The following is a 14,047-nucleotide window of genomic DNA, read 5'->3' as shown; positions in this document are numbered from 1 at the left end:
TTACTCCAGCCCGCGCAGTTTGGGGTCGAGCGCATCACGCAGCGCATCGGTGAAGAGAGAGAAGGCCGTGACGAACACCGCCATGAAGGCCGTGGCCGCCACCAGTTGCCACCACTGGCCGAGGATGAGTTCGCTCTGCGCTTCGGCGAGCATCGTGCCCCAGGACACGCTGTCCACGCCCACGCCCAGGCCGAGGTACGACAGGATCACCTCGAACTTGATGAACGACACCACCAGCAGCGACATGCGCACCAGGATGACGTGGCTCACGTTGGGCAGGATGTGGCGGAACATGCGCGAGGCCGTCGAGGCGCCGATGGCCTCGGCCGAGCGCACGTAGTCGCGCACCGCATGCTTGATGAACTCGGCGCGCACCTGGCGGTACACCCCGGTCCAGCCCACCAGGGCGAGGATCAGCGCGACGCTGCCGATGCCGCGTCCGAGCGTCGCCTTGAGGAAGGGGTTGGTCTCCACCGCCGCGGCGAAGCACAGCAGCAGCAGGATGTCAGGGATGGCGGTGAAGACGTTGTAGACCCACTCCAGCGCATCGCCGACGCGGCGCCCGAAGTAGCCGGCGCAGGCGCCGAGCACGGTTCCGATGAGGGTCGCCGCCAGCGCAGCCACCAGGCCCACCACCACCGAGGTCTGCGTGCCCTTGAGCGCCTTGGACAGCACGTCGCGCCCGAGGCGGTCACCGCCGAAGGGCAGGGTCTCGGCCTTCACGGTCTCGTCGGCCTTGAACTTGGCGGCGCGCTCTTCCCACTCCTTGTAGCGAGGAGCCAGCGGGTCCACGGCGGAGATGTCCACGTTCGGGCCCTTGGGCACGGGGATGGCCTCGCTCTCGGTCTTGGCAGCCGGCCCCATGAAGCTCGGCGGCGCGCTGGGCACGCCCACTTCCTTCTGCCAGGTCTTGCCGACGATGCCGGTGGCGCTCAGCAGGATGAGCAGCACGAAGAACAGCACCACGCCCAGCGACACCATGCCCACGCGATCGGCGCGCAGGCGGCGCCAGGCGGCGTGCCACACGCCTTCGGAACGCTGGCTGCTGGAGACCGCGGTCACCGACGGATCATTGAGGACTGCACTCATTTCAGCACCACGCGCGGATCGACCAGCTTGTAGAGGATGTCCACGCCCAGGTTGATCAGCATGGTGATCATGGCGAGGTACACGGTGAGCGCCTGCAGCACGGGGTAGTCGCTGCGGTTCACCGCGAGGATCACCTCGCGGCCCAGGCCGGGAATGGAGAAGAACACCTCGATGAGGAAGGACCCGATGAACACCGCCGGCAGGGCCAGGCCCAGCTGCGTGAGGATGGGAATGGTCGCGTTGCGCAGCACGTGCTTGAACAGCACGGTCTTCTCGTCCAGGCCCTTCGCGCGGGCGGTCCGCACGTAGTCCTGCCCGAGTTCGTCAAGGAAGAAGGTGCGGTACAGCCGCGTCTGCGGCGCCACGCCCACCAGCAGGGCCAGCATCACCGGCAGCGGCACGTAGGTCTTGAGGTTGGTGAGCGTGCTGTCGCTCCAGCCCTGCACCGGGAACCAGCCGAGCTGGAAGCCGAACACGTACTGGCCGATGATGACGTAGACCAGGAAGCTGATGGACAGCGCCACGGTGGTGATCACCATGATGGAGCGGTCGGCCAGCGAGCCTCGGCGGTAGGCCACCCACATCGCGATGGGCAGTGCGATCAGCGCATCGAGGATGAGGATGGGCAGCATCACCGTGAGCGTGGCCGGCAGCCGCGTGGCGAAGATGTTGCTCACCGCCTCCTGCGTGGCCCAGCTGCGGCCCCAGTCCAGCGTGGCGATGCTCTTGAAGTAGATGCCCAGCTGCACGTACCAGGCCTGGTTCAAGCCCAGCTGGTCGCGGATGGCTTCGATCTGCTGCGGCGTGGCGTTCAGCCCGCCGATGATCTCGGCCGGGTCGCCCCCGAAGAACTTGAAGAGGAAGAACACCAGCAGCACCACCCCGATCAGCGTCGGGATGATTTGCAGCAGGCGCCGTATGAGGTAGGCAGCCATGGCGGTTGTGTCGTCTCGGGTGGAGCTCGGGTGGAGCGTTAGTGCGATGCGTGGGCCGTCCCATCTGGTCTATACCACCCTGGTGGGGTGGGAGACCGGGCCGGCTTGGTGGATTCACGGCGGTGGCGAGTCTAAGCGCGGCTGGCATGGCTCATGCACAGCGTTTGCCCTGTGTGGGCTTTGCCGATGCAACTTGCGTGCCGGCACCGGGTCTGTCCGGTGGTGTACTGCCATGTTGCCGCCTAGACTTCGCGGCTGCCCGCCACCCCGGGCACTGGTCCCACAAGGAGCTTGATGTCGATGATGCGGCGCGGCCTCACCCAGGCCCTCTTGTCTTTGCTGACCCTGGCGTGCACGCCGGCATTCGCAGCCGACGCGGCGGCGCCCAAGGTGCTGCGCTACTCGTTTCGCGTGGCGGAGACGGGCTTCGACCCGGCGCAGATCTCCGACCTGTACTCGCGCACCGTGGCGGCCGCCATCTTCGACGCGCCGCTGGAGTTCGAATTCCTCGCCCGGCCCTTTCGCTTTCGCGCCAGCACGCTCACCGAGCTGCCCGAGGTCAGCGCCGACTACCGCACCTTCACCTTCCACGTGAAGCCCGGCATCTACTTCGCCGACGACCCCGCCTTCAAGGGCAGGAAGCGCGAACTGGTCGCGGCCGACTACGTGTACTCCTGGAAGCGGCACTACGACCCGCGCTGGAAAAGCAACAACCTCTACATCCTGGAGAAGGCCAACCTGCTGGGGATGAACGAGCTGCGTGCGGAGATCCTCGCCTCGAAGAAGCCCTTCGACTACGACCGCGAAGTGCCCGGCCTGCGCACGCTGGACAAGTACACCTTCCAGGTCAAGACCGCCGACCCGGTGCCACGCCTGCTGTATGAGTTCACCGACGGCTCGGTCTGGGGCGCGGTGGCGCGCGAAGTGGTGGAGATGTACGGCGACAAGATGATGGAGCACCCGGTGGGTACCGGCCCGTTCCGCCTGGCCTCGTGGCGCCGCTCGTCGCTGACGGTGCTGGAAAAGAACCCCAACTTCCGCGAGATGGTCTACGCCGAGGAGGCGCCGGCGGACGATCCCATCGCCCAGGCGGCCGTGGCGGCCAACAAGGGCAAGCGCCTGCCCATCGTCGACCGGGTGGAGATCTCCATCATCGAGCAGAACCAGCCGCGCTGGCTGGCCTACCTCAACGGCGAGCACGACGTGCTGTGGGAAGTGCCGCCCGAAGTCGCCAACATCGCGCTTCCCAACAACCAGCTCGCACCGAACCTGCGCAAGAAGCACATGACCATGGTGCGCTACCCGCGGGCCGACGTGTCGTACACCTACTTCAACATGGAAGACGCGGTGGTGGGCGGCTACACGCCGGAGAAGGTCGCGCTGCGCCGCGCGCTCTCGCTGGCCATGGACATCGACAAGGAGATCCGCCTCGTGCGGCGCAGCCAGGCGATTCCCTCGCAAGGCCCGATCGCGCCCAGCACCTGGGGCTACGACCCGAACTTCAAGACGGAGATGAGCGACTACGACCCCGCGCGCGCCAAGGCGCTGCTGGACATGTACGGCTACGTCGACCGCGACGGCGACGGCTGGCGCGAGCTGCCAGACGGCAGCCCGCTGCGGCTGGTGCAGGCCACGCAGACCGACAGCCTGTCGCGCGAGCTGGCCGAGCAGTGGAAGAAGAACATGGATGCCATCGGCGTGCGCATGGACTTCCGCATGGCGCAGTGGCCCGAGAACCTGAAGCAGGCCAGCGCCGGCAAGCTGCAGATGTGGCAGGTGAACTGGAGCGCAGGCGCGCCTGACGGCGAGACCTTCCTGTCGCTGGGCTACGGCCCGAGCAAGGGCCAGAGCAACAAGTCGCGCTTCGACCTGCCGGCCTACAACAAGCTGTTCGAGCTGCAGAAGAAGCTGCCCGACGGCCCCGAACGCCAGGCCGCGATGGACGAGGCGCAGCGCATCTTCGTGGCCTACATGCCGCAGAAGCTGCACGCCCACCGCATCTGGACCGACCTCGCGCAGCCCTGGGTGATCGGCTATCACCGCAACGTGTTCCTGCGCGAGTTCTTCAAGTACGTGGACATCGACACGGACATGCAGAAAAGGCTGGGCAAGTGAAGCGGTGGTGGAAGATGGTGGCAATGGCCGCTGCACTTGCATGGGCAGCGGCCGCCGGGGCCGCTGAACCGAAGGTCCTGCGCTATGCGCTGGATGCCTCGGAGACCGGCTTCGACCCCATGAAGGTCAACGACCAGTATTCGCGCATCATCAACTCGCACATCTTCGAGGCGCCCTACAAGTACGACTACCTGGCCCGGCCGTTCAAGATCAAGCCCAACACCGCTGAAGGGATGCCCGAGGTGTCTGCGGACTTCCGGAGCTGGACCTTCCACATCACCCCAGGTATCTACTTCGCCGATGACCCGGTCTTCAAGGGCAAGAAGCGCGAGCTGGTGGCCGCTGACTACGTCTACACGTGGAAACGGGCCTACGACCCAGCGAACAAAAGCCCGGTGTATTCCACGTTCAACGAGGAAGGGGTGATCGGTGTCGATGAGCTGCGCCAGCAGGCCATCAAGACAGGCAAGCCCTTCGACTACGACCGCGAGGTGGAAGGCGTGCGTGCGCTGGACCGCTACACCGTGCAATTCAAGCTGGCCAAACCCCGGCCGCGCTTCCTGTACACGCTTGCCGACCAGAGCCCCTTCGGCGCTGTCGCACGCGAGGTGATCGAGCGCTACGGCGAGCAGTCCGCGGAACATCCGGTGGGTACCGGTCCCTTCAGGCTTTCGTTCTGGCGCCGAAGCTCGCTGATGGTGCTGGAGCGCAACCCTGCCTTTCGCGAGATTACCTACGACGCCGAGCCCAATGCCGACGACGCCGAAGGCCAGGCGCTGCTGGCGCGCTTCAAGGGCCGCCGACTGCCGATGGTCGATCGCGTCGAGGTGGCGGTGATCGAAGAGACGCAGCCGCGCATGCTCTCGTTCCTCAACAACGAGTTCGACCTGCTCTTCAAGGTGCCCGGTGACCTGATCCCGGTGGTCGCGCCCGGCGGGATCCTCGCACCCGGCCTCGTGCGGCGCGGCATGGCGATTCAACGCATCGTCAGTGCCGACATCACCTACTATTTCTTCAACATGGAACATCCCATGGTCGGAGGCTATACGCCGGACAAGGTGGCGCTGAGGCGGGCCTTCGCCCTGGCCTATGACGTCGACGCGGAAATCCGGCTCGTGCGGCGCGGCCAGGGCGTGCCGGCACAGACGGTCGTCATGCCCGGCACCTCGGGCTACGACCCGCAGCTCAAGACCGAAGGCAGCGAGTACAGCCCGGCCAGGGCCCGCGCACTGCTGGACATGTTTGGCTATGTCGACCGCGACGGTGACGGCTGGCGTGACATGCCCGACGGCAGCCCGCTGGTGTTGAGCCTGGCGACCTTGCCGGACAGTATCTATCGCCAGTTCGACGAACTTTTGAAGAAGAACATGGACGCCATCAACGTTCGCGTCGAATTCAAGACGGCGAAGTTCCCCGAGCAGCTGAAAGCGGGCCGTGCCGGCCAGCTGATGATGTGGAGCCTGGGAAACACCTCTTCGTCACCGGACTTCCAGGAGTCCTTGCAGCTGTTGTACGGACCGGCATCCGGCGGCCAGAACATGTCGCGCTTCCGGCTGCCTGCCTTCGATGAACTCTACGAGCGCCTGCAGGTGCTGTCCGACGGGCCCGAACGCAACGCGATCTTGCGGCAGGCGCAGGCGCTGGTCACGGCTTACGCGCCGCACAAGTACAACGTCCACCGCATCACCAGCGACATCGCCCAGCCCTGGCTCATCGGATTCCGCCGCCCACCCTTCGGCCGCCAGTTCTGGCAGTACGTCGACATCGACGACACCAAGCGCGACAAGCGCTGACCGATTTCAAGAAGACCCACCATGGACCGCCGCTCCTTCATCGCCCTGTCCGCCGCCACGCTGGCTGCGCCCGAACTGGCCCACGCCGCCGAAGCACCGCTGAAGGTGTTCCGCTACGCCTTTCCGACGGCCGAATCCGGCTTTGATCCGGCGCAGATCACCGACCTGTATTCGCGCACCCTCACGCCGCACATCTTCGAGGCGCTGTACTGCTACGACCACCTGGCCCGGCCGCTGAAGATCAAGCCCTTGGTCGCCGCAGGCATGCCCGAGCATTCGGAGGACTTCCGCGTGTGGACGGTGAAGGTCCGCCCGGGCATCTTCTTCGCCGACGACCCGGCCTTCAAGGGCAAGCCGCGCGAGGTGGTGGCCCAGGACTTCATCTACGCCCTCAAGCGCTTCGCCGACCCCGCGCTCAAGAGCCCGGGCTGGAGCAGCATCGAGCAGGTGCAGTACCTGGGCCTGGCCGAAGCACGTCAACGCGCCATCGACGGCAAGAAGCCCTTCGACTACGACGCCAACATCGAGGGCCTGCGGGCGCTGGACCGCTACACCCTGCAGTTCAAGCTCGCCGAGCCCGATCCGCGGTTCGTCTACAACCAGCTGTCGGCCAGCGACCTCTACGGCGCCGTGGCCCGCGAGGTGGTGGAGCACTACGGCGCACAGATTGCCGAACATCCGGTGGGCACCGGCCCGTTCGTGCTCAAGCAATGGCGCCGCAGCTCCTTCATCGCGCTGGAGCGCAACCCCAACTACCGCGTGCGCACCTTCGACGGCGAGCCCGCGCCCGACGACGTGGAAGGCCAGGCCATCCTCGCGAAGCTCAAGGGCAAGCGCATTCCCATCGTGGACCGGGTGGAGGTGTCCATCATCGAAGAGGAGCAGCCGTACTGGCTGTCCTTCCTCAACGGCACGCAGGACTTCTGCGAACGCGTGCCGGCCGCGTTCATCGAGACCGCCGCGCCCAACGGCAAGCTCGCGCCCAACCTCGCCAAGCGTGGCATCCAGCTGTACCGCACGCTGGCGTCGGACACCACCATGTCTTACTTCAACATGGAAGACCCGGTGGTCGGCGGCTACACCCCCGAGAAGGTGGCGCTGCGCCGGGCCATGGGCCTGGCGGTGGACCTGGACCGCGAGATCCGCTCCGCGCGCCGCGGACAGGCGATCCCGGCGCAGTCCATGGTCTCGCCCAACCTGTTCGGCTACGACGACACCTACCGGTCGGTGAACAGCGAGTTCAACCTGGGCAAGGCCCGCGCGCTGCTGGACATGTACGGCTACGTCGACCGCGACGGCGACGGCTGGCGTGAGCTGCCCGACGGGGCGCCGCTGGAGATCATCATGTCCACCCAGCCCGACCAGCGCAGCCGGCAGCTCAACGAGGTCTGGAAAAAGGGCTGGGACGCCATCGGCATCAAGGTGACCTACCGGCCCGCCAAGTGGCCCGAGAACATGAAGTCCGCGCGCGCCGGCAAGCTACAGATGTGGAGCGTGGGTTCGCTGGCGGACGTGCCCGACGGGCAGACCACGCTGTCGCGGGTGTACGGGCCGCAGAAGGGCCAGCAGAACCTGGCGCGTTTCCAGAACGCCGAACTCGACGAGCTCTACAAGAAGATGCTCACCATGCCCGACAGTCCGCAACGGCTGGAGATGTTCGACCGCATCAAGCGCATCGTGAACGCGTACATGCCGTACAAGTACCACGCCCACCGCATCTTCACCGACATGGCACAACCCTGGCTCATCGGCTACCGCAGGCCGCTGTTCTGGCAGGAGTTCTGGCACATGCTCGACATCGACGAGAGCAAGCGGCCGCGCTGAGTCGTGTGTGAGCGGCGCGGCGCGTCAGCCGCCCGCGCCCGCCACGGGCTTGCGCAGCTCGCCGATCGCGTTCTGCATCTTCTCCATTGCCCGCTTCTCGGAGCGCTTGTTCTCCTCCTCCAGCGCTTCGAGCTTGCGGCGCTCGCCGTCGAGCACGGCGGCCAGCTGCTTCCAGCGGGCCACCTCCGCATCGGTCTTGAACACCATGTTGCCGTTGCGCAGGCTGGGGTGATGTTCGGCGGCGAAGTCGTTCATCTTCTCCATGCTGTCCATCATGCTCAGGTTGGCCTGGTGGGCGCGCTGCAGGAAGTCCATCACGTCGCGCCGGCGCTGGGCGTTTTCCGGCGACAGGCCGCCGGGGCCGATCTGCTCGACCTTGCGGAAGTACTCGGTCTTGGAGCGCTCCATCGCGGAGAAGAATTCCTCGACGGAGCTGCGCATGGCCGCGAGCTTGGTCCGGTTGGCCGCGATGCCGGCCTTGCTGGACAGCGACTGCGGCGTCATGAAGTTGTCGTTGACGATGCTCTCGACGTTGCGCTCGTGCGCCGCGTTCAACGCGCGGATCTCGACGAGGTGGTCCGACACGAGCTGGCCGATCGGCGAGCTCATGCGGGCCACGTTCGCCGAGGACGCCGGCGCGGCGTCGCTCGCGCCGGACGCAGGGCTGCGGTCGATCACGTCCTGCATCTGCCCCTTGACCCGCGAGAGGTCGTCGGCCAGTTGCCGCCGGTTCTCCTGCTCCTTCTCGCGCTGGCCCATGAGCCCTTGCGTGATGCCCCAGGACACGGCCAGCAGCACGACCACGCCCAGCACGCCCACGATCTTCGAGTTCGTCTTCTTCGGCAGCTCAGGCCGCGGTTTCGCTGCCGGTGCAGTCTCGCGGCGGGAGGTGTCGCCGCGGCGCAGGCGATCCAGGTCGAAGAGCTGCTCCAGCGGGACGTAGCCCTGCCTGGCCGGCACGTACACCTGCGTGCCGGCGCCCACCTTGCCATCGCGCAGGGCCTGCACCAGCGCCTCGCGGTCGGGCAGTTGCGCTCGTTCGCCGTTCTTGTCGATGTACTGGATGGTCATGGTGAGGCGGTGGATGGACAGTGCGGCACAGGATGCCAGGGCCCGGGCCCACCGCGCCAGAGGTGATGCGCGAGGTGTGGCATTCAGGTCGCCTTGGCCAGCAGCTGCGCCAGCGAATCGCCAACGAGCCGCATGAAGGCCTGGATGCGCGCGGTGCGCCGCAGGTCGGGGTGGGTCAGGATCCACAGCGGCGTGGCCAGGTCCGCGATCGGGCCGGACACCGCCACCAGATCCGGCTCCCGCGCGGCGACGAAGTCGGGCAGCACGCCCACGCCAAGCCCGGTGAGCAGCATGGCCGACAGGCTGTTGAACATGTCCACCCGCAGCCGCACCTGGCCGGGCGGGATGTGCTCCTGCATCCATCGGCCGAAGCGGTTGGAAAACATCTCGCGCTCGAAGCTGATCCACGGCTCGCGGGCCAGCAACTCGGGCAGCGGCGTCTCGCGCTGCGGCAGCGCCGGCGCGCCGCGCCGGGCGTACACGCGGTACTCAACCATGCCCAGCGTGCGCCCCACCCAGTGCTGCGGCACCTGCTGCGAGATGCGGATGGCGACGTCGGCCTGGCGCCGCGACAGGTCCAGCAGCACGCTGCTCTCGGCCACCTCCACCTCGATGCCCGGATGCGCCCGCGCGAACGCGGCCAGCGGTTCGGGCAGCAGGTGGGCCATGAGCACGAAGGCGGTGGTCAGCCGCACGGTGCCGGTCAGGCGCAGGTCGCGGCCCTGCAGCCGGCGCTGCAGGTCGTCGACCCGGGGCGCGATGGCGCGGGCCTCCTCGGCCAGCAGCTCGCCGGCCTCGGTGGGCACGTAGCCGCCGCGCTGCCGGTCGAAGAGCCGCGTGTTCAGCCGCGCCTCCAGGGCGTCCAGCCGGCGCAGGGCCGTGGTGTGGTTGACGTTCAGCGCCCTCGCTGCACCCGCCAGCGAGCCGGCCTCGGCCACCGCCAGCGCCACGCGAAGGTCATCCCAGTCGATGTCGCTCATGCCCGCAGCCTAGCGAGAACCCTGCGAAAACGCAAAGTCAGACTGCAAATTGCCAGATTGTCTGTGCAATTTCGCAGACCTAAAGTGTCTTCACGGACAGCAAGGAGAGCACCATGAAAGCACCCTGGTTCTTCGCCACGACACCCATTCCGCGCCGCGTGAATCCGCAGGATCCGCACAGGCACGGGCGATCGGCCTGGCATCAGTTCAAGCGCGCCTTCGTGGCCTGGGCCGAACGGTCGCGGCTGCGCCACGGCGGCAGCATCACGCTGCAGTGAAGGCGGCAGCCGCCCGAGCGGCAGTCAGAGCGGCAGTTCGGTGAAGTAGCGCCCGCCGTGGAAGATGAGCGGCGTGGCGCCCTCGCTGCAGGTGCAGCGCTCGACCTCGCCCACGAAGATGACGTGGTCGCCCTCCTCGTAGCGGCTGCGGTTGAAGCACTCGAAGACGGCCGCGGCGCCCTCGATGATCGGCGCGCCGCCGCTGCCTTCGCGCAGCGCGAGGCCCTCGAAGCGGTCGTCGAGCTTGCTGGCGAAACGCTCGGCCAGGTCGCGCTGGCCGGCGGCCAGGATGTTGATGGCGTAGTGCGAGCCGCGGCTGAAGGCCGGCATGGAGCCGGCAGCGCGCGCCAGGCTCCACAGCACCAGCGGCGGACTCAGCGACACGGAGTTGAAGGAATTGGCGGTGAGGCCGATGCGGCGGCCAGTGGCGGCGTCGCGCGCGGTCACCACCGTCACGCCGGTGGCGAACATGCCCAGCGCCGAGCGGAACTGCTCGGCCGAGAAGGCGGGCGCCTGGGCCCTGGTGGGGGGAGTCATGCCGGCATTGTCCCGGATCACGGCATTCGGCGAGAACACCGCGCCTGGGGGCATCGGACCAGCGACAGCGTGACTTTCTTCTCGGCCGCGGGGCATCCGCAGTACCCTCGCCGAACGACACGGGAATAAGCCCGCCGCGCCGCCCGTACACCCTGACGTGACCGCCCCGACCGCCTTCCGCCAGCAGCTGCTGTCGACCATCCCGCGCCTGCGCCGCTATGCGCGCTCGCTGGTGTTCGATGCGAGCGCCGCCGACGACCTCGTGCAGACCGCGCTGGAGCGGGCGCTGGCGCACTGGCACCAGTTCGACCAGCGGCGCGACATCCTCGTGTGGGTCATCAGCATCGCGCACAACGCCCACATGGACGAGCGCCGGCGCCGCTCGCACCTGGTGAGCGTGGACCCGTCGGAACTGCAGGACGGGCCCGACAGCATCGCAGGCCCCGTCTCCGACCCCGGCCTGCGCATGGACCTGATCGCCGCCCTGTCGCGCCTGCCGGTGGAACAGCGCGAGCCGCTGCTGCTGGTCACGCTGGAGCAGCTGTCGTACGCCGAGGTCGCCGACGTGCTGCGCATTCCCATCGGCACCGTCATGTCACGCATCTCGCGCGGCCGTGCCGCCCTGCGGGCCCTGCTCGACGGCCACGCCCCCTCCACTCCCGCGGCGCGCAGTCTGCGCCGCGTCGTCTGACCATGAACACCCCCGAACGCGACCCCTTGCTGTCCGACAAGCTGTCGGCCTGGCTGGACGACCAGCTGCCTCCCGCCCAGCGCGCCGAGATCGACGCCTGGCTGCAGGAGCATCCGGAAGACGCGGCGCGGGTCCGCCTGTGGGCGGCCGACCGCGACGCCCTGCGTGCACGGCTCGGGCCCGCGGCCGAGGAGCCGGTGCCGGGCAAGCTGGAGCACCTGGTGATGAACTACACGCCCGCACGCCGCAGCGCCGGCGCGCTGCGCTGGGCCGCAGGCGTGGGAATCTTCGTGCTCGGCACGATGGTGGGCGCGGGCTCGGCCTGGCGGATGCTGGGCGATGACGACTCCGCCGCCGGCCCGGGCTGGGAACGCCGCGTGATGGGCGCGCATGCCGTGTATGCGCCGGAAGTGCGTCACCCGGTGGAGGTGGCCGTGGCCGCGGCCACGCCGGAAGACAGCCGGGCGCAGGAAGAGCACCTGTCGCGCTGGCTCACCAAGCGCGTGGACCGGCCGGTGAAGCTCTTCGACCTGCGGGCGCAAGGCTTCGAGCTGATCGGCGGGCGGCTGCTGCCCGAGACCAACGGCCCCTGCGCCCAGCTCATGTACCAGCGCGTGGGCCAGCCGGCCGCCACCCGCGTGACCGTGTACCTGCGCAAGCCCGAGAGCAACACGCCGGCCGCGTTCAAGTACGAGCGGCAGGGCGAGCTGGGCATGTTCTATTGGGTGGAAGGCACGACCGGCTACGCGATCGTCGGCGCCTTGCCGCGAGAACAATTGCTCGCGCTGGCGGAGGCGATCTACAAGCAGGTGGGCTGACCGGGCAGGCTCAGCCGGCGCTGCGCGCCACTGCCGCCTCGATCTGTTCCTTCACCCGGCGCGTGCCGCGCAGCACCATGGTCACGTCCAGGTCGGCCTGGGGTGCGACGGCGCGGGCCACGTCGTCCAGCGTGTCGGGATCGACGATCAGCGCGTTGGCCAGGGCCGAGATCGCGCAGATGGCGCGGCGCTGCACCTGCATGGGCAGCTCGCGCGTGGTGTTGACGATGACGTGGTAGCGCACGCTGTGCACGGCCGCGGGCGCCAGGCCCCAGCTTTCGCACAAGGCCGCGCCCAGCGCATCGTGGCTGACGCCGAACTCTTGGTGTTCGAGGAACAACAGCTCCTCGTCGCTCGATGCCGTGGTGATCATGGGCCGGTAGCGGTCCGGCGCATGGCGGAACAGCACGGCCTTGCCGCACTCCTCGAACAGGCCCGCCGAATGCGCGGCCCACGGGTCCACGCTCAGCGCCTGGCCGATGCGGCCCATCAGCAGCCCGCGCACGCCGGCGCGTTCCCACACCGGCTCCAGTTCGGGCGCGGCGGGGAAGACCGCCTTCAGGCCCATCTCGAAGGTGACGGCCGCGACCTCGCGCGTGCCGAGGAAGGTGATGGCCTGCTGCACGCTCTGCACCCGGCCGGACAGGCCGTACAGCGAGGAGTTGACCGCCTTGAGCACGGCCGCGGCCAGCGCCATGTCGGACTCGATCAGCCCGCTCAGGGCCTGCATGTTCACGTCCTCGTCGGCCAGCAGCAGCGACAGCTTGACCAGCGCTTCGGGCTGGGCGGGGATATCGATGTTCAGCGAGCGCAGTTGGGGATCGACGGGCATGTGCGCAACATCCGGGAAGTCATGGAGCCACCATGGATGCTACGACCATGTGGCTCGAATTGTTGCAACGAAGAGCGCGTGAATTGCCGCACAGTTCAACGCAGCCGCCTCAGGCCAGTTTGAAGAATGCGTCGTAGCCGGTCTTCAGGATCAGCGCGCTCACCACCACGATGAACACGCCGCGCACGAAACCCGCGCCGTGCTTGAGCGCCAGCCGCGTGCCCAGGAGGCTGCCGGCCACGTTGGCCACGGCCATCACCGCCGCCACATGCCACCACACATGGCCCTTGGCAATGAAGGTGACCAGCGCCGCCACGTTGGTGGCCGTGTTCAGCAGCTTCGCGCTGGCGCTGGCATGCAGGAAGTCGTAGCCCAGCAGCCGCACGAAGAGGAAGACGAAGAAGCTGCCGGTGCCCGGGCCGAAGAAGCCGTCGTAGAAGCCGATGGTGAGGCCGATGCCGCTGGCCAGCGCCGCTTCACTTCGACCGGCAAAGCGCGGCTCATGGTGACGGCCCAGTTCCTTCTTCGCCAGCGTGTACAGCAGCACCCCCAGCAGGATGAAGGGCAGCGCCTTGCGCAAGCCCGCGGGGCTGACCAGCGTGACGGTGAAGGCACCGACCGCGCCGCCGATGAGGGCCGCGATGGCCGCCGGCACGAGCGCGTTCCAGGGCATGGTGACGCGCCGGGCGAACTGCACCGTGGCCCAGCCGGTGCCCCACACCGCCGCGCCCTTGTTCGTCCCGAACAGCGTGGCCGGCGGTGCGTTCGGGTAGACGCTGAACAGGGCGGGAACGAGGATCAGGCCGCCGCCGCCCACGATGGCGTCGACGAATCCGGCGAAGAGGGAGGCCAGCGTGGCCACGACGAGATCAAGCATGCCTGCTGCCTCTCCCATGGCGGGACAGGGTGCGGTGTGAGGTGGTTGGATGGCTTCCGCGTGAATGCCAGGCGGAAATCAAAAGGGCGCTGGATGACCAGCGCCCTTTCATTCTGACATCGGCCCGAAGGCCTTGCCGATTGTCGCGGCGTGCGGGCTTGCGCCACCACCGCTTTCGTTTTGTCTCCTCAGACCCCCGCCCTTGCA

General features: G+C 67.8%; 13 protein-coding genes. 6 read left to right on the top strand and 7 right to left on the bottom strand.

Translation table 11 applies throughout. The annotated features are described in order from the left end of the window. Both DZC73_RS14245 and DZC73_RS14240 read right to left on the bottom strand, forming a co-directional pair. Positions 1-1,089 carry an ABC transporter permease gene (locus DZC73_RS14245; protein WP_124540971.1) on the bottom strand — a complete coding sequence of 363 codons (1,089 nt, stop codon included), beginning with the start codon at positions 1,087-1,089 and terminating at the stop codon, positions 1-3. Then, entirely contained in the window at positions 1,086-2,024 is a 939-nt protein-coding gene (locus DZC73_RS14240) for an ABC transporter permease (protein ID WP_124540970.1), read from the bottom strand. The genes DZC73_RS14245 and DZC73_RS14240 overlap by 4 nt, the downstream gene beginning before the upstream one ends. A gap of 294 nt (positions 2,025-2,318) precedes the next feature. Between DZC73_RS14240 and DZC73_RS14235 the strand changes: the two genes are divergently transcribed. From DZC73_RS14235 to DZC73_RS14225, 3 genes are read left to right on the top strand one after another with little or no spacing between them, the layout of a single operon-like run. Continuing rightward, entirely contained in the window at positions 2,319-4,139 is a 1,821-nt protein-coding gene (locus tag DZC73_RS14235; RefSeq protein ID WP_328589506.1) for an ABC transporter substrate-binding protein, read from the top strand. A 23-nt stretch (positions 4,140-4,162) separates the two neighbouring features. After that, positions 4,163-5,932 carry an ABC transporter substrate-binding protein gene (locus DZC73_RS14230; RefSeq protein ID WP_235835124.1) on the top strand — a complete coding sequence of 590 codons (1,770 nt, stop codon included), beginning with the start codon at positions 4,163-4,165 and terminating at the stop codon, positions 5,930-5,932. A 21-nt stretch (positions 5,933-5,953) separates the two neighbouring features. Then, positions 5,954-7,756: an ABC transporter substrate-binding protein gene (locus DZC73_RS14225; RefSeq protein WP_124540969.1), complete on the top strand. Its 1,803-nt coding sequence runs from the start codon at positions 5,954-5,956 to the stop codon at positions 7,754-7,756. 24 nt (positions 7,757-7,780) lie between these two features. Here the strand turns inward: DZC73_RS14225 and DZC73_RS14220 are convergent, their stop codons facing one another. After that, the gene (locus DZC73_RS14220) at positions 7,781-8,827 is read right to left on the bottom strand and encodes a hypothetical protein (RefSeq protein WP_124540968.1); all 1,047 of its coding nucleotides are present in this window, start codon (positions 8,825-8,827) and stop codon (positions 7,781-7,783) included. Positions 8,828-8,910: 83 nt separating this feature from the next. Next, positions 8,911-9,807, bottom strand: a complete 897-nt coding sequence (locus tag DZC73_RS14215; RefSeq protein WP_124540967.1) for a LysR family transcriptional regulator — start codon at positions 9,805-9,807, stop codon at positions 8,911-8,913. Between the two features lie 113 nt (positions 9,808-9,920). On the opposite strand from DZC73_RS14215, the gene DZC73_RS29715 reads away from it, so the two are divergent. Beyond that, positions 9,921-10,085 (top strand): hypothetical protein, encoded by a 165-nt coding sequence (locus DZC73_RS29715; RefSeq protein WP_161974589.1) that lies wholly within the window; start codon positions 9,921-9,923, stop codon positions 10,083-10,085. 24 nt (positions 10,086-10,109) lie between these two features. Here the strand turns inward: DZC73_RS29715 and DZC73_RS14210 are convergent, their stop codons facing one another. Next, a complete protein-coding gene (locus tag DZC73_RS14210) occupies positions 10,110-10,622 on the bottom strand; it encodes a flavin reductase family protein (protein WP_124540966.1) in 513 nt (170 codons plus the stop codon). Between the two features lie 157 nt (positions 10,623-10,779). Here DZC73_RS14210 and DZC73_RS14205 point away from each other — a divergent pair, with 157 nt between their 5' ends. Together DZC73_RS14205 and DZC73_RS14200 are read left to right on the top strand one after the other, a co-directional pair. Next, positions 10,780-11,313 (top strand): RNA polymerase sigma factor, encoded by a 534-nt coding sequence (locus DZC73_RS14205; RefSeq protein WP_198414854.1) that lies wholly within the window; start codon positions 10,780-10,782, stop codon positions 11,311-11,313. A gap of 2 nt (positions 11,314-11,315) precedes the next feature. Further along, on the top strand, positions 11,316-12,131 hold the full coding sequence (locus DZC73_RS14200) for an anti-sigma factor family protein (protein WP_124540965.1): 816 nt from the start codon (positions 11,316-11,318) through the stop codon (positions 12,129-12,131). A gap of 10 nt (positions 12,132-12,141) precedes the next feature. Here DZC73_RS14200 and DZC73_RS14195 read toward each other — a convergent pair whose 3' ends face one another. Both DZC73_RS14195 and DZC73_RS14190 read right to left on the bottom strand, forming a co-directional pair. Further along, positions 12,142-12,963 (bottom strand): HDOD domain-containing protein, encoded by an 822-nt coding sequence (locus tag DZC73_RS14195; RefSeq protein WP_124540964.1) that lies wholly within the window; start codon positions 12,961-12,963, stop codon positions 12,142-12,144. Positions 12,964-13,072: 109 nt separating this feature from the next. After that, complete coding sequence (locus DZC73_RS14190; protein WP_124540963.1) at positions 13,073-13,840, bottom strand: TSUP family transporter; 768 nt, start codon at positions 13,838-13,840, stop codon at positions 13,073-13,075. Positions 13,841-14,047: the final 207 nt, after the last annotated feature.

Origin of the sequence: Rhizobacter terrae (assembly GCF_003852895.1) — a bacterium.
In the GTDB taxonomy this organism is placed as follows: Bacteria; Pseudomonadota; Gammaproteobacteria; order Burkholderiales; family Burkholderiaceae_C; genus Albitalea; species Albitalea terrae.
The sequence above is the reverse complement of the archived record's forward strand: the minus strand, read 5'-3'. Positions and strand labels throughout refer to the sequence as shown.

Coding starts and splice junctions, on each gene's coding strand:
- DZC73_RS14195 (WP_124540964.1), bottom strand. CDS start 12,963: ATGCCCGTCGATCCCCAACTGCGCTCGCTGAACATCGATATCCCCGCC.
- DZC73_RS14190 (WP_124540963.1), bottom strand. CDS start 13,840: ATGCTTGATCTCGTCGTGGCCACGCTGGCCTCCCTCTTCGCCGGATTC.
- DZC73_RS14235 (WP_328589506.1), top strand. CDS start 2,319: ATGTCGATGATGCGGCGCGGCCTCACCCAGGCCCTCTTGTCTTTGCTG.
- DZC73_RS29715 (WP_161974589.1), top strand. CDS start 9,921: ATGAAAGCACCCTGGTTCTTCGCCACGACACCCATTCCGCGCCGCGTG.
- DZC73_RS14220 (WP_124540968.1), bottom strand. CDS start 8,827: ATGACCATCCAGTACATCGACAAGAACGGCGAACGAGCGCAACTGCCC.
- DZC73_RS14210 (WP_124540966.1), bottom strand. CDS start 10,622: ATGACTCCCCCCACCAGGGCCCAGGCGCCCGCCTTCTCGGCCGAGCAG.
- DZC73_RS14240 (WP_124540970.1), bottom strand. CDS start 2,024: ATGGCTGCCTACCTCATACGGCGCCTGCTGCAAATCATCCCGACGCTG.
- DZC73_RS14225 (WP_124540969.1), top strand. CDS start 5,954: ATGGACCGCCGCTCCTTCATCGCCCTGTCCGCCGCCACGCTGGCTGCG.
- DZC73_RS14245 (WP_124540971.1), bottom strand. CDS start 1,089: ATGAGTGCAGTCCTCAATGATCCGTCGGTGACCGCGGTCTCCAGCAGC.
- DZC73_RS14230 (WP_235835124.1), top strand. CDS start 4,163: ATGGCCGCTGCACTTGCATGGGCAGCGGCCGCCGGGGCCGCTGAACCG.
- DZC73_RS14200 (WP_124540965.1), top strand. CDS start 11,316: ATGAACACCCCCGAACGCGACCCCTTGCTGTCCGACAAGCTGTCGGCC.
- DZC73_RS14215 (WP_124540967.1), bottom strand. CDS start 9,807: ATGAGCGACATCGACTGGGATGACCTTCGCGTGGCGCTGGCGGTGGCC.